General features: G+C 37.5%; 23 protein-coding genes and 1 pseudogene. 13 read left to right on the top strand and 11 right to left on the bottom strand.

The genetic code is table 11. The features are described 5' to 3' along the window. The first annotated feature begins 56 nt into the window (after positions 1 to 56). The 8 genes from ptsG (at position 57) to glyA (ending at position 8,400) form a co-directional block, all read left to right on the top strand. Complete coding sequence (ptsG, locus tag BMX83_RS05455; RefSeq protein WP_091634428.1) at positions 57 to 1,589, top strand: glucose-specific PTS transporter subunit IIBC; 1,533 nt, start codon at positions 57 to 59, stop codon at positions 1,587 to 1,589. A 2-nt stretch (positions 1,590 to 1,591) separates the two neighbouring features. Beyond that, positions 1,592 to 2,281, top strand: a complete 690-nt coding sequence (locus tag BMX83_RS05460; protein ID WP_091634431.1) for an N-acetylmannosamine-6-phosphate 2-epimerase — start codon at positions 1,592 to 1,594, stop codon at positions 2,279 to 2,281. A gap of 223 nt (positions 2,282 to 2,504) precedes the next feature. Beyond that, positions 2,505 to 3,314, top strand: coding sequence for a MurR/RpiR family transcriptional regulator (locus BMX83_RS05465; protein WP_091634434.1), 810 nt, complete (start codon positions 2,505 to 2,507; stop codon positions 3,312 to 3,314). A 367-nt stretch (positions 3,315 to 3,681) separates the two neighbouring features. After that, on the top strand, positions 3,682 to 4,488 hold the full coding sequence (locus BMX83_RS05470) for a TrmB family transcriptional regulator (RefSeq protein ID WP_091634437.1): 807 nt from the start codon (positions 3,682 to 3,684) through the stop codon (positions 4,486 to 4,488). 32 nt (positions 4,489 to 4,520) lie between these two features. Then, positions 4,521 to 5,408, top strand: a complete 888-nt coding sequence (locus BMX83_RS05475; RefSeq protein WP_091634440.1) for a sulfite exporter TauE/SafE family protein — start codon at positions 4,521 to 4,523, stop codon at positions 5,406 to 5,408. A gap of 48 nt (positions 5,409 to 5,456) precedes the next feature. Next, the gene (locus BMX83_RS05480; protein ID WP_177170510.1) at positions 5,457 to 6,446 is read left to right on the top strand and encodes an ornithine cyclodeaminase family protein; all 990 of its coding nucleotides are present in this window, start codon (positions 5,457 to 5,459) and stop codon (positions 6,444 to 6,446) included. A 221-nt stretch (positions 6,447 to 6,667) separates the two neighbouring features. Beyond that, positions 6,668 to 7,066 carry a hypothetical protein gene (locus tag BMX83_RS05485; RefSeq protein WP_091634447.1) on the top strand — a complete coding sequence of 133 codons (399 nt, stop codon included), beginning with the start codon at positions 6,668 to 6,670 and terminating at the stop codon, positions 7,064 to 7,066. Between the two features lie 98 nt (positions 7,067 to 7,164). Beyond that, a complete protein-coding gene (glyA, locus tag BMX83_RS05490) occupies positions 7,165 to 8,400 on the top strand; it encodes a serine hydroxymethyltransferase (protein WP_281242058.1) in 1,236 nt (411 codons plus the stop codon). Positions 8,401 to 8,442: 42 nt separating this feature from the next. Here glyA and BMX83_RS05495 read toward each other — a convergent pair whose 3' ends face one another. The 7 genes from BMX83_RS05495 to truA form a co-directional block, all read right to left on the bottom strand. Next, positions 8,443 to 9,804, bottom strand: coding sequence for an FAD-binding oxidoreductase (locus BMX83_RS05495; protein WP_091634452.1), 1,362 nt, complete (start codon positions 9,802 to 9,804; stop codon positions 8,443 to 8,445). Between the two features lie 297 nt (positions 9,805 to 10,101). Then, positions 10,102 to 10,944, bottom strand: a complete 843-nt coding sequence (locus BMX83_RS05500) for an SDR family NAD(P)-dependent oxidoreductase (RefSeq protein WP_091634455.1) — start codon at positions 10,942 to 10,944, stop codon at positions 10,102 to 10,104. A gap of 95 nt (positions 10,945 to 11,039) precedes the next feature. Then, the gene (locus tag BMX83_RS05505; protein ID WP_091634458.1) at positions 11,040 to 11,465 is read right to left on the bottom strand and encodes a hypothetical protein; all 426 of its coding nucleotides are present in this window, start codon (positions 11,463 to 11,465) and stop codon (positions 11,040 to 11,042) included. Between the two features lies 1 nt (position 11,466). Next, positions 11,467 to 11,667 (bottom strand): helix-turn-helix transcriptional regulator, encoded by a 201-nt coding sequence (locus BMX83_RS05510; RefSeq protein WP_091634460.1) that lies wholly within the window; start codon positions 11,665 to 11,667, stop codon positions 11,467 to 11,469. 116 nt (positions 11,668 to 11,783) lie between these two features. Further along, positions 11,784 to 12,191, bottom strand: coding sequence for a type II toxin-antitoxin system death-on-curing family toxin (locus BMX83_RS05515; protein WP_091634500.1), 408 nt, complete (start codon positions 12,189 to 12,191; stop codon positions 11,784 to 11,786). Next, a complete protein-coding gene (locus BMX83_RS05520; RefSeq protein ID WP_091634463.1) occupies positions 12,191 to 12,445 on the bottom strand; it encodes an AbrB/MazE/SpoVT family DNA-binding domain-containing protein in 255 nt (84 codons plus the stop codon). The genes BMX83_RS05515 and BMX83_RS05520 overlap by 1 nt, the downstream gene beginning before the upstream one ends. Positions 12,446 to 12,570: 125 nt before the next feature. After that, entirely contained in the window at positions 12,571 to 13,311 is a 741-nt protein-coding gene (gene truA / locus BMX83_RS05525) for a tRNA pseudouridine(38-40) synthase TruA (protein ID WP_091634466.1), read from the bottom strand. Between the two features lie 146 nt (positions 13,312 to 13,457). On the opposite strand from truA, the gene BMX83_RS05530 reads away from it, so the two are divergent. The 3 genes from BMX83_RS05530 (at position 13,458) to BMX83_RS05540 (ending at position 16,378) form a co-directional block, all read left to right on the top strand. Next, a complete protein-coding gene (locus BMX83_RS05530) occupies positions 13,458 to 13,886 on the top strand; it encodes a GNAT family N-acetyltransferase (RefSeq protein WP_091634468.1) in 429 nt (142 codons plus the stop codon). 333 nt (positions 13,887 to 14,219) lie between these two features. After that, positions 14,220 to 15,116 carry a glycine betaine ABC transporter substrate-binding protein gene (locus tag BMX83_RS05535; protein ID WP_091634471.1) on the top strand — a complete coding sequence of 299 codons (897 nt, stop codon included), beginning with the start codon at positions 14,220 to 14,222 and terminating at the stop codon, positions 15,114 to 15,116. A 524-nt stretch (positions 15,117 to 15,640) separates the two neighbouring features. Further along, positions 15,641 to 16,378 (top strand): glycerophosphodiester phosphodiesterase, encoded by a 738-nt coding sequence (locus BMX83_RS05540; protein ID WP_091634474.1) that lies wholly within the window; start codon positions 15,641 to 15,643, stop codon positions 16,376 to 16,378. Positions 16,379 to 16,536: 158 nt separating this feature from the next. Here BMX83_RS05540 and BMX83_RS05545 read toward each other — a convergent pair whose 3' ends face one another. From BMX83_RS05545 to guaB, 3 genes are all read right to left on the bottom strand, one after another. Then, positions 16,537 to 16,917 carry a hypothetical protein gene (locus tag BMX83_RS05545; protein WP_091634477.1) on the bottom strand — a complete coding sequence of 127 codons (381 nt, stop codon included), beginning with the start codon at positions 16,915 to 16,917 and terminating at the stop codon, positions 16,537 to 16,539. 87 nt (positions 16,918 to 17,004) lie between these two features. Beyond that, on the bottom strand, positions 17,005 to 18,561 hold the full coding sequence (gene guaA / locus BMX83_RS05550) for a glutamine-hydrolyzing GMP synthase (RefSeq protein ID WP_091634480.1): 1,557 nt from the start codon (positions 18,559 to 18,561) through the stop codon (positions 17,005 to 17,007). A 33-nt stretch (positions 18,562 to 18,594) separates the two neighbouring features. After that, positions 18,595 to 20,076: an IMP dehydrogenase gene (gene guaB, locus BMX83_RS05555; protein ID WP_091634484.1), complete on the bottom strand. Its 1,482-nt coding sequence runs from the start codon at positions 20,074 to 20,076 to the stop codon at positions 18,595 to 18,597. Between the two features lie 985 nt (positions 20,077 to 21,061). Here guaB and BMX83_RS05560 point away from each other — a divergent pair. Both BMX83_RS05560 and BMX83_RS05565 read left to right on the top strand, forming a co-directional pair. Continuing rightward, complete coding sequence (locus BMX83_RS05560; protein ID WP_091634487.1) at positions 21,062 to 22,108, top strand: lysozyme family protein; 1,047 nt, start codon at positions 21,062 to 21,064, stop codon at positions 22,106 to 22,108. Between the two features lie 61 nt (positions 22,109 to 22,169). After that, the gene (locus BMX83_RS05565; RefSeq protein ID WP_091634490.1) at positions 22,170 to 22,700 is read left to right on the top strand and encodes a hypothetical protein; all 531 of its coding nucleotides are present in this window, start codon (positions 22,170 to 22,172) and stop codon (positions 22,698 to 22,700) included. A gap of 145 nt (positions 22,701 to 22,845) precedes the next feature. Here BMX83_RS05565 and BMX83_RS10745 read toward each other — a convergent pair. Continuing rightward, positions 22,846 to 22,995, bottom strand: a pseudogene (locus tag BMX83_RS10745) (IS110 family transposase); the annotation flags it as partial.

The following is a 22,995-nucleotide window of genomic DNA, read 5'->3' on the forward strand; positions in this document are numbered from 1 at the left end:
ACGAAAATATTTTCAAAGATTACAATGAATAAGAAAAAACTTTTGGAGGAGATAAAATGAGTAAATATTTTGAAAAGGCACAGCAATTTGGTAAGTCATTTATGTTACCTATTGCTATACTGCCTGCTGCTGGATTGTTATTGGGTATTGGAGGGGCTCTTTCTAATCCGAATACTGTAAACGCTTATCCAATATTGGATATAGCCTGGTTACAAGCTGTCTTTACAATAATGGCTGGGGCAGGATCGATTGTTTTTGCCAATCTACCTATTATCTTTGCGATTGGTGTTTCAGTAGGATTAGCTAAGTCAGATAGAGGAACAGCGGGATTAGCAGCTTTGATTGGTTATTTTGTTATGCACGCAACAATCCAGTCAATTCTAACCATCACTGGTGAGCTAGCAGTAGATAATTTGGCCGCAGTTGGTCAAGGGATGACTGTTGGGATTCAATCACTAGAGATGGGAGTTTTCGGTGGTATTATTATAGGTATTGTTGCATCATGGCTGTTAAATCGATACAACAAAATTGAGTTACCACAATTCTTAGGCTTCTTTGGAGGATCACGTTTTATTCCGATTGTTACTTCAATAGCAGCTATTCTCGTAGGGACCGCAATGTATTTTGTTTGGCCATTCTTCCAAGGGTTTATATCTAATCTAGGTGAACTTGTAAATGCTACGGGTTACATTGGTACATTTATATATGGATTTATTTTACGTATGCTTGGACCTTTAGGGCTACATCATATTTTCTATCTACCATTCTGGCAGACAGCATTGGGTGGCTCAGTGGAGATTGCTGGGGAAGTTGTTCAAGGAACACAAAATATTTTCTTTGCTCAATTAGCTGAACCATCTACTCAAGGATTCTTTATTGGAACATCACGCTTCATGTCTGGAAGATTTATAACAATGATGTTTGGACTTATCGGGGCAGCATTAGCTATTTATCGTACAGCAAAACCTGAAAACAAAAAAAATGTTGGCGGATTAATGCTATCTGCTGCATTAACTTCATTCTTGACTGGAATTACTGAGCCAATAGAGTTCTCTTTCCTATTTATTGCTCCTGTTCTTTACGTTGTCCATGCAGTCTTTGATGGCTTTGCCTTTATGTTGGCTCATATTTTTGAAATCACTATTGGCCAGACCTTCTCAGGCGGATTCATCGACTTTATGTTGTTTGGTGTTTTGCAGGGGAATGAGCGTACAAACTGGATTGTTGTCATCTTGATTGGAATCGTTTGGTTCTTCCTGTATTACTTTACATTCACTTTCCTAATCAAAAAATTCAATTTCAAAACACCTGGAAGAGAAGAAAAATTGGAGGAAGTAACTACAAATCAAGGATCCGACCGTGCTAACGCAATTATTGAAGCGCTTGGTGGAACAAAAAATCTTGTCGATGTTGATAATTGTGCAACACGTTTAAGGGTAACGGTTAAAGATTCTGAGCAAGTAGATGAAAAAGGACTTCAAAGTACAGGAAGTAAAGGACTTGTAAAAAAAGGTAATGGCGTTCAAGTTATTTACGGTCCACACGTATCTGTAATAAAAAATGAAATAGAAGAAGTGTTAGGAGAATAATAATGTTAGATAATATAAAATCAGGACTTGTCGTGTCCTGTCAAGCACTTGAAGATGAACCACTCCACAGCTCGTTCATCATGGGACGTATGGCAGTAGCTGCGGATCAGGCAGGGGCTCTAGGCATTCGTGCAAATTCTAAACAAGATATTTTGGCTATTAAGAAAACAACAGACTTACCTGTTATTGGTATTGTAAAAAGAGATTACGATGACTCTGAAGTGTTTATTACAGCAACAATGGAAGAAATAAATGAATTAGCTGAATCTGGATGTGACATGATTGCATTGGATGCGACAGATAGACCTCGACCAAATGGAGAATCGCTGGGAGCGTTTATCAACGAAATCAGGGCAAAATACCCATCGATACCTCTTATGGCTGACGCATCTACTGTCGAAGAAGTTTTGGCAGCTGAACGAATGGGGTTTGATTGTGTTTCGACAACACTTATGGGATACACAGAATATTCAACTGGAGATAATATAGCTGATAATGACTTTGAGCGTTTAAAAGAAATAGTCTCAAAAGTATCTGTACCTGTTATTGCAGAAGGTAAAATAGATACACCTGAAAAAGCTAAAAGATGTTTTGAAATTGGCGTTCACTCGGTTGTTGTAGGAAGTGCAATCACAAGACCTCAGCTTATAGCTAAGCAATTTGTTGACTCAATTAAACAAGTAAATAGCTAGAGTAAACGGGTTAAGTAAATAAAAGTAAGGGCATAGTCATTGTAGTCATAAACTACTTTGAGTGTGCTCTTTGTCTTTCAAGTTTCATATGATACAAATGGGAGAGTAATCTAGAAAAGAATAAACGGTTAATGTTATAATTAACATTACTTTGAATATATAAAAAGCAGACAGGTAAGCAAATATAAGTCGTTTAATACTAAAATAGGTTAGGAGAGATGGGATGAATGACTTTGTATTTATAAATAGACTAATGCAAAGAGAAGAATTATTATCCACCACAGAAAAACGAATCGCAGATTTTATCAAGAATCATAAAACAGATATGAGTAAAATGGGTATAAGTGATATCTCAAAAAAAGCAGAAGCGTCAAATGCCTCAGTTTCACGACTGATTACCAAACTAGGGTACAGTAGTTTTGGTGAATTCAAAGCAATGATATCCAGAGAGGATACATATGAAGAGGTTGGAGAAAAGTCGGAGAAAAATGTTACAGAAATCATCTCTAACTACTACAGTCAATTAACCAAGTCAGCTTCTGAACTTCTTGATATAAACGATGTGTCAGAGGTCGCTAATGGAATAAAAAAAGCAAAGCAAGTCTTAATCTGTGGCATTGGAAATTCGGGTCTAACAGCTATCGAATTTAAATATCGCTTAACACGAATGGGAATCAATGCAGATGCGCTAACAGATCCTCATATGATGATGATGCGAACGTCTTTACTTAATAAGGATGACGCGCTTATCGTTCTCTCGAATTCTGGAAAAACGCCAGCTGTTTTGAAAACGTGTGAAGTAGCGAAAAATTTAAATATCCCAGTCTATGCGATAACGAATCATGACTATACACCGCTGATTGACTACACTGATATTGTTTTATTTACATCACAGAAGGCAATGATTCAAGATGAAAAATTCATTAATAGTCAGCTGGCAACTCATTTTGTATTAGATATAATGACTTATACTCTATTAAATGATGCCACTTACTTAGAAAAACGAGTTAAAACGTTAAAACTAATCGATTGATACAAAGAGACTGGGGAAGTAATATATCCTAGTCTCTTTATGTTTTTAACTTTCTTTTACAACGTAGTATAAAAGATAAATTCAGTGTGTACCTTTATAATTTATGTATTAATTTATGAGTGCTTGTGTTTTTTTGCACCAGCAATATAGTTCTTTTTTTCCTCTTGATTAAGGTAAAAAACATATTTAAATTAATTGATTTTATATAAAAATGAAATAAATGTGCTTTGTTTCACATTTGCTATTGACTCTTTATTAGGGTGGGGCTATACTATGAATTAATAGGAGCTACTAATGGTATCGCCTATATTTTTAAAAGTTTTTTCCTAAGAGCTCAGGATAAATAACTTCTAGAAAGGGTTAAATTATGGAAAGTTTAATAAACGTTTTAAAGAAATTAAAATTTACAGAGTATGAATCTAAAGTGTATATAGCGTTACTGGAAAATGGTTCTTGTACAGGCTACAAATTGAGCAAGGTTTCTGGTGTTCCCCGCTCTAAAATTTATCGCATTTTAGAAACACTTGTGTCTCAAGGCGTTGTCGAACAAAGTACTGCTGAAAACTCTTCTTTATATCAGGCGATTTCTCCTGAACAACTATCTGCCCTTTTGGAAAGTTCGTTCAAAGAAACATTGTCCACATTTAAAGAGGAAAGTGCCTTAATTTCTATGGAAAAAAGTAATCATACGATATGGGAATTAGAGGAATGGCGAAGTATACTTTCTAAGATAAAAATGCATGTGTCAGAAGCTAAGTCTAGTTTACTAATTCAAGTATGGGTAGATGAATTGGACGATGAGCTAACTGCTCTGATCAATCAAAAGCAACAAGAATTAGACGATGTCGTCATCGTTCTGTATGATCGTCACAAAGAATATCAAACAACACTTACAAATTATTATGCTCATGGTTTTGAACAAGATAAATTAAGCGAAATCGGTCATAGGTGGATTACGATCGTGTCTGATAGGGCAGATGTTTTATATGCAACCGTTCCATTTAAGGGTAAACCTAAAGCGATTCATACAAAAAATCCGATCCTTTCTTTTTTTGCGAGTGAGTATGTTATACACGATGCGTATTGTCTGCGTTTAATCGATAACTTTCCTGAACAAATAAAAAATCAATACGGTGAAGACATGAAGGGTCTTCGCAACTTGTTTTCAATTTAAAATATAATTTATAAAAAATGGAGGAACAAAAAATGTTATTACCTATTATTCTTACACTTATTGTCCTAGTAAATGGTTCTTTTATATTACAGATTGTGAAAGATTTCACCAAAAATAGAAGTGAGTTAGCAAATGAACCCGGTAATCCTATCCTTATGGCTATATCGCAATTCTTCATCTTTTTCCTTTCAACTTTTGGGATATCGGACTTTGCTATCGGCGCCTCTCTCTATCCTAAGGCGAAATGGGTAGGAGATAAGAAGTTACCAGGGACGTTGAATACTGCTTGTGTTGTACCAGTTGCAGCTATGGCTCTTGCGTACATCTCTTCTATAGAAGTAGGAATCGCTACTTTACTTATTCCTATCGTTGCACAAGTAGTCGGAGCTTATATCAGTCCGCGTTTCGTAGTGAAATTACCTAAAAATACTATTAAAAAATTTGTTATTGCTGGCTTGATCGTTGCTGGTGGACTTATTTTAGCTGGTAAATTAGGTGTCTATCCTTCTGGCGGAAACAAAACATCTCTTCAAGGATTTAGCTTGATTATGTTAGGTGTATTATCAATGATTTACGGTGCTTTAAATAATATTGGTATTGGATCTTATGCACTAACTATGGCAACTGTTTATGCATTTGGGTTAAACCCGGCTGTAGCATTCCCAATCATGATGGGTGCTTGTACATTCTCTGTTCCAGTAGGTAGTATTCAATTCGTAAAATTGAATTCTTATTCTCGTAAAATCACATTTTTCTCTGCAACTTTCGGTGTTATAGGCGTATTAGTTGCTGCATTCTTGGTTAAAGGTCTGAACACAAATGTCTTACAGTGGGTTGTTCTAGGCGTTATTCTATATAGTGTCATTTCAATGATCCATGATCTGCATAAAGAAAAAGCAGCTAACTTGAAAACTGTTTAAAAAATAAAAATCATCACTTTTAAAAAGGAAGGGAACTAAACAATGGAAATGAGAGTCTTAAAAGAAAAAGAAATGAAACACGTTTTTGAAATGAAAGAAGCTATTCAAGCTGACAAAGATGCACTTGCTCTTTATTCTGCTGAAGAAGTCGATATTCCTTTACGAATCAATCTAGATGTTCCAGAAGAAGAAGGCCGAAGTCTTTATATGCCTGGCTATGCAGCTAAAGCACATGCCTTAGGTGTGAAAATAGTGAGTGTTTACCCTAAAAATATCGAAAAAGGTTTAACAAGTGTGCCAGCAACGATGGTGCTTGTTGATACTGAAACAGGTCAAGTGTGTTCAATAATGGATGGGACATATCTAACTCAGTTACGCACAGGAGCTGTGGCGGGTGCTGCGACTGATTTACTGGCACGTAATGATAGCTCTGTATTCACATTAGTAGGTACCGGTGGACAAGCTGAAACGCAACTTGAAGCTGTATTGGCAGTACGACCTATAAGAAAAGTGTATGTTTTTGACATCGATTTTGAACGTGCAGAAGAGTTTGCTGAAACAATGACTACTCTGTACGGCGAAAAATATGGGACAACTGTTGAGGCTGTCTCTGATATAGAAAAAGCGATTAAAAAGTCTGATGTGATTACATCAGTGACAACTTCACCAGTTAAAACATTTGAAAGTGAATGGGTTAAGCCAGGAGCGCATATTAATGGTGTCGGATCATTTACTCCAGAAATGGCTGAGATTGACACGGCGATTCTACAAAATGCGGGGAAGGTGTACTGTGATACAAGAGATGCTCTTGTAGAAAGTGGCAATTTCACCCAACCTGTTGAAAAGGGACTATTTAATTTAGAAGATGTCACGGGAGAACTTGGTGACTTGATTAATAATGAGACTCCAGGAAGAGAAACAGAAGAGGAAATTACTTTCTTCAATACAACGGGGAATGCTGTTCTGGATATAGTAACAGCTCAACGTATATATGAGGCTGCTATCAAAAAAGATATCGGAACAACACTCAAATTTTAATGACTATTCACGCAATGACTTAAGGAGAAGCACTCACATGAGTGTTTCTCCTTTTTTTAATCTGATTTTCAACCGTGTAATAAAAATGTCTAAATATTTATAAGACAATACGTTTAAGTAAGTTCTTTCTTTACAGGATATGAATCATTAATAATTAGTGATAAAATAGAATAGGAAATATTTTTGGGACTTTTGAACAGTTATTGGAGGCACTAGATTCAATGAAGAAGTTTTTTGCTTATAGTAGCATTGCTATTGGAGCATTGGGAGCCATTGTGCTGATAGGAGCAGTTATAATTATGTTCTTCCAGACGCGACTGGAAATTTCCAATGAACGATTGGCAATAAGAGAAGAAGAGCGCTCATCGCTTGAAGACAGATGGCTAGATGCTCACGACAAAGAGGGGAATGTGACCCTTATAATTGAAGATGTTGCAATCAAACAAAATAAAGGAACGCTAAAATGGTCAGATTCACAAGAAAAGAATGGCTTGGTTTATTTTTCAGTAGATTCGGGCGACACAATATCTTTTGCAAAAACTAAAAGTGATTTTCCAAAAGATATGCCCAGTTATCCAAAATATTTTCGCGAAGCGATCACAGCTGAAATTCAGAATTGACATATAGATTATTCCGATAGTTTGATTGCATAATAATTATGTAAGTGAGTTAAAGTGTACTATAATCAGGTGAGTAAGGTAAATGAAGGAGAAGGTAAATAATGACAGAAAAAATTTACGATAAAGAAATATTTGAAGCAATTGAAAAAGAAAAAAATCGCCAGGAGGAAAATGTTGAATTAATAGCATCAGAAAACTTTGTTTCGCAGGAAGTTATGGATGCTCAAGGTAGTATTCTGACAAATAAATATGCAGAAGGCTATCCTGGAAAACGATACTATGGTGGATGTGAATTTGTTGATGTGGTAGAAAATCTTGCCATCGATCGAGTAAAAGAATTATTTGGTGCTGAATATGCCAATGTTCAGCCACACTCAGGTTCCCAAGCAAACACGGCTGTTTTCCAAGCATTTCTTGAGCCAGGTGATACGTACATGGGAATGGACTTAAGTCATGGTGGTCATTTAACCCATGGGTCTCCGGTAAACTTCAGTGGGAAATTATATAATGTTATACCTTATGGGGTTGATAAGGAAACTGAAACCATTGATTTTAATCAAGTTAGAGACTTAGCTTTGAAGCATAAGCCGAAATTGATTATTACAGGATATAGCGCTTATTCAAGAGAGATTGATTTTTCAAAATTCAGAAAAATAGCTGATGAAGTGGATGCTATTTTGATGGTTGATATGGCTCATATCGCTGGTCTTATTGCAACGGGAGAACATCCAGACCCTGTTCCTTATGCCGATGTTATTACAAGCACGACACATAAAACCTTACGCGGGCCACGAGGCGGATTGATATTAGCTAGAGAAAAATATGCTAAAAAGTTAAATAGTGCAATCTTTCCAGGAACGCAAGGTGGTCCCCTTGAACACGTTATTGCCGCAAAAGCTGTTGCATTTAAAGAAGCTTTACAGCCGGAATTTAAATCATATATACAACAAATCAAGGCAAATACCAAAGCGATGGCAGAGGTATTTAAAGAATCAAAGGGACGTTTGATTAGTGGTGGTTCGGATAATCACTTACTGCTCATTGAAGTGACAGATTTTGGATTAAATGGGAAACAGGCAGAAACATTACTTGATACAGTCGGAATCACAGTTAATAAAAATACAATTCCATTTGAAACACTCAGCCCATTCAAAACCAGTGGTATCCGCATCGGAACACCGGCAATCACCACACGAGGATTTAAAGAAGAAGAAAGCAAACAGGTCGCTCAATTGATTATCGATACTTTGGAAAATAAAGACGATGACGAAAAATTAGCTGAAATAAAGCAATCTGTTCGTGAATTAACAAGTCGTATCCCTTTATATAAGTAAAAACGAAAGCACCCAATCTAAAATGGATTGGGTGCTTTATTATTAAAATATTTTATCTGGATTCAACCGGTTTTCTGGATCGAAAATCTTTTTAATTTGGCGCATATACTCTAAATTAATAGTTTGGGTCATATTATCCATGTATTCTTTTTTTACGATTCCAATACCATGTTCTGCAGAAGGTAAGCCACCGAGGGTATCCACTTTATGGTAGAGATCTTTAAGCAAAGCTGCTCTTTTTTTAGTCCATGCTTCTTCAGTTAAATCATCTTTCATTAGAAGCGTATGCACATTTCCATCGCCAGCATGTCCAAAGTTTAGCACATTCAGACCATGTTTCTCTTGCATCGCTTTAGTAGCCTCGATGAGTTCCGCAAATTTATTGATGGGGACCACTTCATCTAAAAGTTCGAATTCAGTAAACTTAGTTAAACCAAGCAGAATATTATCACGTAGGGCCCAATTTTTCTTTGCTTCCTCAGCATTCAATGCATGACTTTCCAGCGTCAGATGCTTCGTTACAGATTGTACGGTATCAATGCGTCCGTCTAGTTCTTTTTGATCATTTCCGTCCAGACTGATCATGAGATATGCCTGACCGACTTGTGATTTTAAAGGATAACCCAAGTTCTCTTCAGCATAGTGTAGAGCGGAGCGTTCAAAAAGTTCGACGCCTGAAGGATCTACACCACTTTTTAAAATTTCCAAAGTCGCTTCGGTAGCCTTCTGTGCTGTTTCTAAAGCTTGAAGGATGGTCACATTAGCTTTTGGTAAAGGGATGAGTTTGAGACGGAGGTGGGTCGTGATGCCTAGAGTCCCTTCTGAACCAATAAATAAATCTTTCAAATCGTAGCCAGAACTACTCTTGATATTCAAGCTACCTAAAGTCATTTCCTCACCATCAGGTAAGACGACAGTCATCTCCCTGACGTAATCCCGTGTTGTACCATACTTTACTGCACGAAGACCGCCGGCATTTGTTGCTACATTTCCACCGATTGTTGAGTGTTTAGAGGCAGGATCTGGTGGGTAAAAATAGCCTTTCTTTTCAACGAAGTCATGGATATTACCAATCAGGACACCTGGTTCAACCGTTAATGTTAATGTCTCTTCATCTAGTTGAATGATTCTGTTCATTAAATGTAGATCGATAATCAATTCATTACCTTTGATCGGAACTTGAGCTCCAGCAACACCCGAACCAGCACCACGCGCAATGATAACTAAATCTTTTTCAATAGCAAAACGAACGAGTGCCTTTACTTCTTCATGAGATTTTGGTAAAGCAACAGCATAGACCGGTTTGATATTTTTTACATAGGTATCATGATAATAGAAATCCGGAACAGCCTCCCCGATAAAAAGTCGGGAAACATCGGTTATGATATTTTCTAACTGCGACATATAATTCCTCCTAATAGTAGAAAGTCTTCTATTTGTACTCTTATTTTAGCTTAATCGCGTTGTGGATGTCTAATAAATAAAGTCTTATTAGGCATTCAGGTACAAATGACCATGAAGTGGTACTTTTGATAACTGGTAAATCGACCACAAGAAGGTCATCCTTACTTTAACGCGAACTGGGAACCATGATGAATGACTTTGAAAAGTATAAAACTAATAACCCCTTACTGTGATTCCTGGTCGACAGTAAGGGGTTGTTTGAATATATAAATGGAAATAATAATCGAAGTTATAAAGTTAAAGGGCTTGTAGATCCAGCTCTTTTAAAGTGGCATCGATAAATTCACGGCGCATTTTGAAGTCACTACCATATTGCTTGACTGCTGCGATTTCGCCTTGATCTGAATAAAAGCCTGCGTATTTTTCAGGTTGTCGGACAGCTTTGATAACAGATTGGCTTCCTTCTTCAACACTTACAAAGAAAGGATCTAATAAATTAAAGATGGTATCAGCTAATTGCTTACTCACATTATCCTTACCTATATTTGTGGAAACGGCACCTGGATGAACCGCAGTAACTCTGAGACCTTTACGGGAATAGAATTCATAAAGTTCTTGAGCGAGATAAAGGGTACCCAACTTTGATCTTCCGTAACCAGAAATAGGATTAAAGTGTTTAGGTTTGAAAAATGGTTTTTTCATAGGCGCGAATTTATAAGCACCAGAAGATACCACAGTAATTTGCTTACGCTCACTATTCATAATAATTGGCAAAAGTTCATGAGTAAGAAGGAAAGGACCAATATAATTAGTAGCCATCATTAATTCATAGCCATCCATACTTTCTCTGCGTGATGTTTTAACAATACCAGCATTGTTTATCAGACAGTCTATATGATTATACTTGTAAGTGATTGTGTGTGAAGCTTGTCTTACAGAGGTGAGTATACTCAAATCACATTCGATGAGTTCTATCTTTACCTTAGGATTTACGTCAAGAAGTTCTTTTTTCAGACAAGCAGCTTTTTTTAGATTTCGAGCCAACAAAAGTATTCGGTCAAAATCATGAACAAGTTCTTTAACAGTCGCACGCCCGATTCCTGACGTAGGTCCGGTGATAGCTAAAATCGATTCAGTCATAGTATTCTCCTCCGGTTTGTTTTCTGTTTTTGAACGGTTGCTAAATTAATTGATTTATCCTATTAATGTTCCGAAAAATATTATTTATTGTCAAATTATTCTGCTTCTTTTCTTTTTTCAACGATAATTCTTGTAAGATAAGCGATGGGTACAGTAATCAAAAATAAGCCACTTACTAGAGTAATACTATTAAATGTAACCTGCCCATTTTTAATAAGTGGTGTAGAAGAAGAAACAGAAATATAGATATTAATCAAGCCAACCAAAGTAAATAAGGAGGCATTTACAATAGGCCTTTGTTTTTTTCGAAAATAAGCACCTTTATACACACTCATGGCTGTGAAGTATAATACTGAAATAAATGCGAGTAACATAAATTCAAGTTCTTTCGTTTCAGCCCACTGAATTTCAAAAATAAAACTCAGGAAATAATTTACAAAAGTGAGTACCAATAAAAGTATAAAAGAATAAGTACCGTATTGATAGCGTATTAATTTCTGATATTCATCAAAATCGTTCATATTAACTATCCTCCCAGAATAAGTCGTTAAGTGTGACGTTTAGTGCCCTACATATTCGTCTACATAGATTGATGGTGGGATTATAGTCTCCACGTTCAATAGCGCTTATTGTCTGACGCGTGACGTCCACCATGTCAGCCAAGTCCTGTTGAGACAGATCCAGTCTGGCTCTGGCCGCTTTAAGTTTTAAGTTTTTGGCCATAAGCATACTCCGTTCAGTAAGATTTATATAACCTAATGTAAAATATATCATACATAATGATAGTTATAAAGGCTATCTTTATTAAAAGATAGCCTGAATTTATTATATAGTAAGTTCTAGTTTTTATTTACATATCCACTGTTTCTTAAATAATCAACAGTATCTTTTTTTAATTTTTCAAAAGGTTCATTAGATGTTGTGATCTGAAGGATAAAATCTATTCCTATCTTAGCTGGGAATGATGTAGTGTAACCGTTTGTTTTCAGAAAAAGATCCATTGCTACCCAGGCTGTTCGCTTATTGCCGTTATGAAAAGGATGACGTTTAGTTAGATTGATCATCAGGATAGCAGCTTTCTCTATTACTGAAGGATATAACTCTTGTTCAAAGACGACTTGTCTAGTTTGAGCTACTGCCATTTTCAGAGCATTGGCGTCTTTTACTCCGATAGGTTCTTTGGGGGAAAAGGTTTTAATGACATACACATTTATTTTTATAATGTCTTCAGCTGTAAGATAATTCATCATTTTTCAACAAGCTCTTCTAATAGTTCATGGTATTGTGCTACACTTTCAGCTATAAGAGCATCAATATCTTGCTTTTCTATTTTTTTTCTTAGTGAGACAGATCCTTTTGAATCGATGATGTATTCAATTTGATCGCCTGTTTCAAGGTCTAAGGTTTCCTTTACATCCTTTGGTACAGTAGTGATATCACTGTTTCCCGATTTTCTGATTTTATAGGATCCTATAGTATTGATATCGTCTTTATTAAGCATTATTATCCCTCTTTTCTCATTGTGTAGATATATTATACCTTAGTGTATACATAAACGCAATGTAAATACTGTATATATATCATTTTGTTATCAACCACTAAATAGTGTGAATGCAAATAGAAAAGTTAATCATAATACACTTCATCTAAAAATAAACCTTGTGCGGGGACAGCCATACCGGCATCTTGTCTTTTACCACTTTGAAATATATCGTCGATCGCATCCATCTCTAATGTACCGGTACCGATTTCCAAAAGTGTCCCAATCAAAATTCTGACCATTTTATGCAAGAAACCTTCGCCGATAAAGGTAAAATGCAGCAAATCCTCTTCCTGTTCGATCGTGATTTTCTCTAGAGCACGAACGGTTGATTTCTTTGTCTTTCTAAGCGCTGAAAAACCTAGGAAATCATGTCGTCCAGTTAATTTTTTAGCAGCTTTTCGCATTTTTTCTATATCCAGTTTTTCACTATAGTGAAAGCTATAGTTGCGCTCAAAGGCTGAAGGTATGCTCTGGTTCCAGACATAATAACTGTACTGTTTTCCGCTGGTATGATAGCGGGAGTGAAAGCGTTCGGGTACTTCTTCCAGTTTTTTTACGATAATATCCTGGGGAAGGTTTTTGATCAGGACTTCCTGCATAGCTTTTAATCCCAAAGTGTTATCTGTTTTAAAATTAGCGATCTGTGCTCTTGCATGCGTGCCGGCGTCTGTACGTCCTGAACCCACGATTTCAATCTCCGTACCAAGTAACTGTGAAAGGACCTTTTCAATTTTCCCCTGAATTGTTTTATCTGAATCTCCCAGACGCTGCCAGCCTAAATAGCGGCTACCATCGTATTCGATCGTCATTTTTATATTTCGCATAGTATCCCTCTTTTAACTTTTTTTATTGTTTCTTATTATTGTAACTATTCTTTTTAAGTAATTCCTTCTGCCCTCTATGATATACTATTTTAAGAGGGAGTACAGGTAAAATAAGAAGTCTATTTTCTAAAAAAGGGTGTGGGGTAGTGAATACTCATGTTGGAAGTGAAAATTGGAATCAGGCAGCTGCTTTATATGTACGCATGCAAGTCTTTGTTATTGAACGAAATATATCTCTAAAAGAAGAATTTGATTCTTTGGATCAAGATGAAACAATTTATGTAGTTGTTTACGATGATGAAAAGCCCATAGCGACAGGGCGGTATCACCAGATCAATACTGAAACTATACGTCCTGGGAGAATCGCAGTACTAAAAGAATACCGTAAAAGAGGACTTGGGAAAGTTATCGTTAAGGAGCTTGAGTCGCGTGGGAAGAGTAATGGATGCAGCAAATCAGTGATACATGGTGAACTTTCAGCGGCTAAATTTTATGAAAAATTGGGATATACAGTAAGCTCAGATGTTTATGAAGAAGACGGGGAACCGTGTGTGACATTAACGAAGCAACTGTAAAAATGTATGTAAGTGGCTATTTTAATAATAGTAAAAGATAAAGAACGAAATCAGCCTTCTCAAATGATAGAGAGAGGCTGTTTTTTATTATTAAAAACAAAAAAAATGAACATGCATGTATGCGTTTTATATGTATATATATATTGATTCTGAAGCTTTTTAATGTGCATAAAATTAATATTAAATAATAGAAAATAATATTTGAATGCACATTTTACATGTGTTAGTATCATGCGTGTGCATGTCTTAAGTAAACATTTTTCGAAATGAAAAATGACTCAATAATATATGTCTATTGAACTTATAACGTGCGATATTACTAGGAGGTCAAGAATGAAGAAGTCAAAATATCGTAGATTACTAACTGTGTTACCCATCTCATTCATTTTGTTAGGGTGTGAATCAGGAGATGAAACGCAAGATGAGGCAGAGAATGCTTCTGAAGCCGTTGAATACACCTTTACAGGAATTGAAGCAGGATCGGGAATAACAGAATTAACTCTCGGTATGATTGAAGATTATGATAATTTAGAGGGCTGGGAAATTAATAAGAGTTCTACAGCAGGAATGATTACAGCACTTGATCGTGCAATCGAAAATGAAGAGCCGATCATCGCTACAGCCTGGAGTCCTCATTATATTTTTGCGGAACACGATTTAAAAATACTGGATGACCCTAAGAATTCGTTAGGTGAAGAAGAAACAATTAAAACAATCGCTCGTCAAGGCTTAGAAGAAGATAAGCCGAATGCATACAAAATCTTGGACCGATTCAACTGGGATATAGAAGATATGCAGGAAGTCATGCTTGACGCCCAGGAGATACCTTTTGAAGAAGCGGCTCAAAATTGGGTAGACGATAATGGTGATAAAATTGCGGAATGGACAGAAGGCAGTGAAGAAGTTGACGGTGAAAGCTTTCATCTGATTTCTACACCTTGGGATACTGAACGTGCGTCATCAAATGTTATGGCAATCGTTTTACAAGACTTAGGCTATGAAGTGGATCTCACAAACGTAGACCCAGTCGTAATGTTCCAGGCTATTTCTGAAGATGAAGGAGATGCCAGTCTCTCACCTTGGTTACCAACAAGTTTTGGTGCTTACTACGAAAAATTTGAAGGCCAATTTGAAGATCTCGGACCAAACATGTCAGGTGTTGCCAATACTATTATTGTCCCTGCATATATGGATATCGACTCCGTTGAAGATTTAAAACCACGCAAATAAAATAAAAATAGTCAAACTCTTGGTTCATCAAATTATGATGAATCAAGAGTTTTTTTAATCTGTTTTGTGATTTAAGGTCAAGTCTACCTTTAAGCGAAGATACACAGGTTCGGCACGTTAAAGCTGCTGGAATCGTAGGACTGTCCGAAGGAGGCTAATGTTTGACGTCAATTAGCATTGGTGAAGGTAGAATGTGTCCGAAGAAGCCCAAGTTCGGTACGTTAAAGCTGTTGGAATCACAGGACTGTCCGAAGGTGGCTAATGTTCGACGTTAATTAGCATTGGTGAAGGTAGAATGTGTCCGAAGAAGCCCAAGTTCGTCATGTTAAAGCTGTTGGAATCACAGGACTGTCCGAATTCAGACAAAGAAGTGATTACGCGTTATTTGAAAAGCCGATCAACGCGTGTCTAATTTCATTTATGAATAAGACCCGTTTAATTACTTAAGAAATCTTCTGTGAAATGAAGTGAAACTTATCTGTAAGTTTGATATAGTGCTAAGTGAGTAGAAGGGTGGGAATAATATGAAAAGTTTAAATATTGCACATAGAGGGTTTAGCGCATTATACACAGAAAATACAATGAGGGCTTTTAAAGAAGCTTATGAAGCAGGAGCCGATGGGATAGAGTTGGATGTTCGCTTGGCTAAAGATGGAGAAGTCGTTATTTTTCACGATTCTAAACTAAAAAGAATGACTGGTGCAAAAGGAAATCTTCATGATTACACGCTTGAAGAGTTGAAAACTTATCCAATGCGTGATAACACCCTAGAAAGAAAGACTGAACAAACAATTATTCCAACCCTATTAGAATACTTTGAATGGGCAAAAGACAAACCAATCATAACAAATATCGAGCTTAAAAGTATTAAAAAAAATTATCAGTTGGAGCTTCGTGTAGCTGAACTTATTCAGACGCATAAAGTTGGTGAACAAATAATCATTTCTTCTTTTCTTGAAAATAGTTTGAATCGTATGAAAATATTGGCCCCAGAAATAAAAACAGGTCTACTTCTTTCTAAGTATGATGAAGATTCCATCAAAATGGCAAAAGAAATGGGTTTTGATTATGTCCATTTAAAAGCCAACAATCTTACAGAGGAAATTATAGAAACGGCCAATACTCATGGCCTGTGTATCAATACTTGGACGGTAAACGAGCAGAAAGATTTAGAGAAAGCAAACGCTCTAGGGCTCCACGGAATTATCACGGATTTTCCTGATCGCTTGCGTTTGATACAAGATTCTAATGACTCCGTTTAATGAAGAAAGATTATATTTAAAAGCGTAATGCATGCTCAGCATATTTTTCAAACAGGATTAAAAGGTATTACCGAAAAAGATACTTACTAATCATTCTACTTTAGAGATATTATGTATAGTGAAAAAGAGACATCCCTCAATTTAGAGGATGTCTCTTTTTAGTCGTTATCAATTTTAGTTAACTTGAAAGTATCAACGAAATAATTGAATATGAAAAAGCCTATAATAATGAGAGAAAAGCTGATCCATTGACTTGGTCCGGTAAGGTTACCCACTATGACACCTAAGATAAATAAACTGATGAACTCCCAAAACACCCAAGAAGCTAAATTAATTTTAATATAGTCGCCATCGGTAACAGTCAGCTTGTTACTTTTACTACCAAGTTGTTTAACTTGCAGGGTGGAACGGCCATTCGTAAGAGGAAATTCTTTCTCCTCGCCTTGAGCTATTTTTCCTACCTTATTCTCATTTAATCTTACGCTTAATTTAAAAAATGAAGCAAAAAAATCTGAACTTCTTTTTAGAATAATCGCCACGCTAATACCTCCTATTTATAGATAAGCATAGCATAGCGATAGTTGTATTTATAGATTATCCTTAATAAAGAGTAAGGTTTTATGAATCTACTCCCACTCCACTGTGGAAGGTGGCTTACTGGTTATATCGTACACGATTCGGTTGACGTGTTCGACTTCGTTGACGATGCGGACCGAGATCTTCTGCAGGATGTCCCACGGTATGCGGGCAAAGTCTGCAGTCATGCCATCAATCGAGGTGATAGCTCGGATACCTATAGTATAGTCATAAGTCCTCGCATCACCCATCACACCCACACTCTTGAAGCCAGGTAAGACCGTGAAGTATTGCCAGATGTCGCGGTCTAAGCCGGCTTTTTTGATTTCGTCGCGCAAAATTGCGTCACTTTCTCTGACGATTTCCAGTTTATCTTCAGTGATTTCACCAATGACGCGGATGCCAAGGCCTGGTCCCGGGAAAGGCTGGCGCCAAACGAGGGACTCAGGCATATCGAGTTCGAGGCCCAGTTCACGTACTTCATCTTTGAATAAAGCGTTCAACGGTTCAATGAGCTCGAAAGTCATATCTTCTGGTAACCCGCCAACGTTGTGGTGGGACTTGATCGTTTGAGCAGTCGCTGTGCCGCTTTCGATGACGTCGGTATAAAGGGTTCCTTGAGCCAGATAGTCGATGCCATCAAGTTTGGCTGCTTCATCATTGAAGACGTAGATAAACTCGTTTCCGATAATTTTACGTTTTTGCTCAGGGTCAGAAATACCTTCCAGTTTGCTTAAAAAGCGGTCTTTGGCATCAACACGGATAATATTTAGTCCGAATTTCCCTTCTAAACTTTTCATGACCTGATCGCCTTCATTTTTACGGAGAAGGCCGTGATCAACGAAGATACACGTCAACTGGTCGCCAATGGCTTTATTTAAGAGTACCCCGACTACGCTAGAATCAACGCCACCGGACAAGCCAAGTAAAACCTTTTTATCGCCGACTAAGTCTCTGATTTTTTCAACTTCCATATCGATAAAGTTTTGCATGCTCCAGTTGCCTGAACACTCACAGACGTTGAAGGCAAAGTTACGCAGTAGTTCGTTGCCGTGTTCAGTATGACGCACTTCTGGATGAAACTGAACGGCATGAAAGTTCTTGTTTTTATTTTCTATCGCACTGATGGGGCAGTAATCATTGGATGCAGTGACTGTAAAGCCTTCTGGTGGAGTAGTCACATAATCCCCATGACTCATCCAGACATTTTCTTCTGCTTCAAGAGATGTAAATAAATCTGCGGTGCGATCACTAATTGAAATTTCTGCTTTCCCATATTCGCGGTTCTTACTTGGCTTCACTTCGCCACCAAGCATGTAAGTCATCAGCTGCATGCCGTAGCAAATCCCTAAAATTGGAATACCTAAATTAAATATTTCTGGGTCAACAGAGAAAGAGTTCTCGTCGTAAACACTCATGGGTCCACCGGAAAAAATAATACCTTTAACGTTCATATTTTTCAGTTCTTCTGCTGTTGTTGTATGCGGAAGTAATTCCGAGTACACGCCGAATTCTCGAATGCGACGTGTGATCAGTTGGTTGTATTGACTTCCAAAATCTAAAACCACTAATTTTTCTAATGTTGTTGTATCAATAATTGAAGCCACTCGTTTTCCACCTTTCAGATAGTCGATCAATGCTTAACGCATAGTATAGTTGGGTGCTTCTTTTGTAATCTGGACATCATGAGGATGCGATTCCTTAAGGCCGGCACCGCTCATTTTAACGAATTGCGTTTCTTCACGTAAAGCTTTGATGTCTTTTGCGCCAACATAGCCCATGCCTGAACGTAGACCACCTAGCATCTGGAAAATAACTTCTTGAAGGCTTCCTTTATATTCGATGCGACCTTCGATACCTTCTGGAACAAGTTTGTTGGCTTCGTTTACTGACGTTTGGAAGTAACGGTCACTAGACCCTTTTTGCATGGAGCCTAAGCTACCCATGCCACGGTACGTTTTGAAGCGACGTCCTTGGAAAAGTTCGAATTCGCCAGGTGATTCGTCTGTACCGGCTAAGAGGCTTCCAAGCATAACAGCATGTCCGCCTGCCGCAAGAGCTTTGACGATATCGCCAGAATATTTGATTCCACCGTCTGCAATGATGGGTTTATTGAATTCTTTAGCAACTGTTGCAGCATCGTATATAGCTGTGATTTGTGGGACACCAACACCAGCAACAACGCGGGTGGTACAGATAGAGCCAGGACCGATCCCGACTTTTACCATATCCACACCTGTTTCAAATAAAGCACGTGTTCCTTCGCCCGTCGCAACATTTCCAGCTATCAAGGCAACATCTGGGAAGGTTTCACGTAGCTCTTTGATTTTTCTTATAACACCTGCGCTGTGCCCGTGAGCAGTATCGATAATAATCGCATCCACTTCAGCATCTACGAGTGCCTGCGCACGTTCGAAGGAATCACTCGTTACACCGATAGCTGCGCCAACGAGTAAACGTCCATGTTCATCTTTAGCTGCATTTGGGAATTGTACAACTTTTTCAATATCCTTTATTGTAATCAAGCCACTTAATCGGCCGTCTTTATCAACGAGTGGCAATTTTTCAATTTTATGCTTTTGGAGAATTTTTTCAGCTTCTTCTAAAGAAGTACCTACGGGCGCTGTGACGAGATTTGTATCAGTCATTTCAGTACTAATTTTCTGTGTGTGATCAGTTAAGAAGCGCAGATCACGGTTCGTCAATATACCAACGAGAACGCGGTCATCCATGGAGTTGACTAGAGGAACACCACTTATACGGTAACGAGACATTAATTCTTCTGCATCTGATATCAAATGTTCTGGTGTTAAGTAGAAGGGATCAATAATAACGCCGTTTTCTGAACGTTTTACTTTACGCACTTCCATAGCTTGTTCTTCGATGGACATATTTTTGTGGATGGTTCCTAGACCACCTTGGCGGGCCATAGCTATAGCCATACGTGAATCTGTCACAGTATCCATACTAGCGCTAAGAATAGGCATTGAAAGTTTTATTTTGTCCGTAAGTTGAACACTTAAATCAACATTATTCGGTAAGACATGACTTTCTTGCGGTAGTAATAAGACATCGTCAAAGGTAAGTCCTTTTTTAGCAAATTTTGTTTCCCATTTAGACATTAGTGATCGTCCTCCTTAAGGTTTACATCGAATCGGTATTTGATTTTAAGGATTAGTCTATCAAACCGAACGATGGGGGTCAAAGGATATTTTAGTGTTTTTCAATTATTAGATTTAAATGAAAAGATTTTTTTGTTTTTAAAAAAAGAGATAGCGCAAACAAAAGCTAACATGTTAATGTAGAATGACATTTTTTTAGTATTGTTTTTAAAAGATAGACCTATAAAATCTAATCTAAATATAATAAAAGTTTTTGTTTTCATTGTTAGTTTTTATAGGTCTTTAACTAGTTATAAGAGCTTTGTCATTGTTTGGATGCGCCAAAACACGAACATTAAAGGCAGATAGAAAATGATTAACTTAGAAGAGTCGTTTAAAACTCACATCTTCTCATTAAGTATATTCGGAGTTAAGACGCTTATCTAAAAATATGAGAAGTTCGGCCAATTTGATTGTTTTGGAAAGCAGAAAGTGTCGAAGACAGCAAACTTCGACCACTACGCCCGTAATCCTATCGGGAACTGTCCGAACTACCCCCGTGTTCGACGGTTGCCCAAGATTAAATGACTCGAAAGTGTCGAAGACGGCAAACTTCGACCACTACGCCCATAATCCTATCGGGAACTGTCCGAACTACCCCCGTGTTCGACGGTTGCCCAAGATTAAATGACTTGAAAGTGTCGAAGACGGCAAACTTCGACCACTGCGCCCATAATCCTATCGAGAACTGTCCGAAGCGCACAATTACATGCTGAATACATAATAACTCACAGTAATTGCTGAAGCAGTAACTCAAGGCGAAGAAGCAGACAAAAAAAGAAAAGACTTACAACAAGAAATTGATGATTTGAACAAAGAAAAAGACGGACTGAACGAAGAAGATGATACAGACAGAATTGATGAAATCAATAAACGAATAGACGAACTAAACAAGCAACTAAATGAATTGACTAATGAAGAAGAGTAAAGAAAGGAGTTTGATTTCATGAAAAAACTCACTTTCTTATCACGTTTTGGAAAATGGATAGGCATAGGAATTGTGGTTCTTTTTCTCTTTTTCCTCATTATCGTCACGCTACTTTTTCAACGTGAAGAGCAAAGACAAGATAATCTAGGCTCATATGGTGCAGGAGAAGTACCAGAATCCGTATTACAGTGGCAACCTTACATTGAACAAGAACTTGCCAAATATGGCCGAGCAGACAATCTACATGTCTTGTTGGCCATTACCACACAAGAAAGTGGCGGAACAGCTTCTTTAGATATTATGCAGGCAAGTGAAAGTTTAGGATTGCCACCGAATACCATTCAAGATCCTCTCTTTAGTATTGAAGTAGGGGTGCGGTATTTTGATGAAGTCATGACACAAGCAGAAAATGCAGGGGTTGATGTCGATACCGCCATTCAAGCTTATAACATGGGGAATGGCTACATTAACTTCGTGGCGCAAAACGGCGGCAAACATTCGGGTGAACTTGCACAAGAATTTTCCAATCAAATGAAAGCTCAACTGGGATGGTCTGTTTACGGCGATCCGAATTATGTTGCTCATGTAAAGAGATATTTAGGCGAATCTTTAGGTAATCTCGGAAAGGATACGGCATTTGGTCAACTCCAAAACCCCTACTTTGGTCAAGAGGACAAATACGTTGTGACGTCAGAAATTGGGTGGCGTTGGGGAAGAATGCACAAGGGTATTGATTTAGCCCCACTTGGAGCAACTAACTTGCCGGTTGCTTCAGCAGGCGAAGGAACAGTTGTCTATGCAGGGTTTAGCCCTACAGGTGGATTTATGGTAAGAATACGCCATGATGAATATGTTTCTGACAGTGGAAATACTCTTCACACGCAATATTTGCACCTTTCACAACCGCCAAGTGTGAATATTGGGGAACTCGTTGATAAAGGTCAAATTATAGGCCTGACAGGAACAACTGGACGTTCCACCGGTGTTCACTTGCATTTTGAAGTGCATAACGGAGAAGGTAACCAAGTAAACCCTCGTCATTTTGTAGATTTTTCCCCGCATTAAACGTTTCAAGGTAAAAAATCATACTGACCTTTTACCTTGAAAGAAAGGGAAGTGATAATTATTGAATAAGAATATCGGGTTGATTGGTTTGTCAATTTTACTATTGTTAAGTGTTGTTTCAGTAGTTGGCTTATATTCTGAAAACACTGAATTAAAAGAAGAAGTGTCTGCACTCACAACTCAACAAGACTATGAAAGTGAAGAAGTTCAAGAAGTACCGAATGTAGAAGAGAAAGTCCAATTCATTCAAACAGCATTTAAGAATATGTTGAATTACACAAACGAAACTTACAACAAACGGTTAGAAGAAGCGGAAAATTACTTTACAGTCGAAAGTACCGAATTGTTGCAGGGAGTAGGGACTGACGAAGACCCTAGTATTGCTATTCAAAGCTCTACTTCAAACGAACAAGTCTATCAAAGCCTGCAAGGTGACGACCAATTTATATATGTATCAGAAGTTAGTTATCAAGTAGAAGAGAATGACCCTGTTGTCATTGATTATTTCTATCAATTTACTCTTATTGAAAGAAATAATGAGTATCGAATTGATAATGTTGAAATCATACCCAAACAGCCAACTGTTTACTAAAAGCATTATGGTGGTAAGTCAAGAACAAAGATTAAGAGATTTCAGTAATATTCGATAAAAAAAGCCGCACTCAACTAAACCGTCACGTATCCGAAAATACGTTCGGTTTAACTTCCGGATATCCGCCCTTAAGAAAACACTTTTCTTAAGACTCTATCGCCTCCGATCTGGCGATATAGAGTTGGTGATTGCTTAGGAGTGCAAACACCAGACGCACAAATTTTCGTGCTGTTAAGACGAGGGCTCGCTTGTGCTGGGCTTTTGGTACTTCATTGTACTTTTTATCGTAGTAGTC

The sequence above is a fragment of the Alkalibacterium gilvum genome (assembly GCF_900109085.1).
GTDB classification, from domain to species: Bacteria; Bacillota; Bacilli; order Lactobacillales; family Carnobacteriaceae_A; genus Alkalibacterium; species Alkalibacterium gilvum.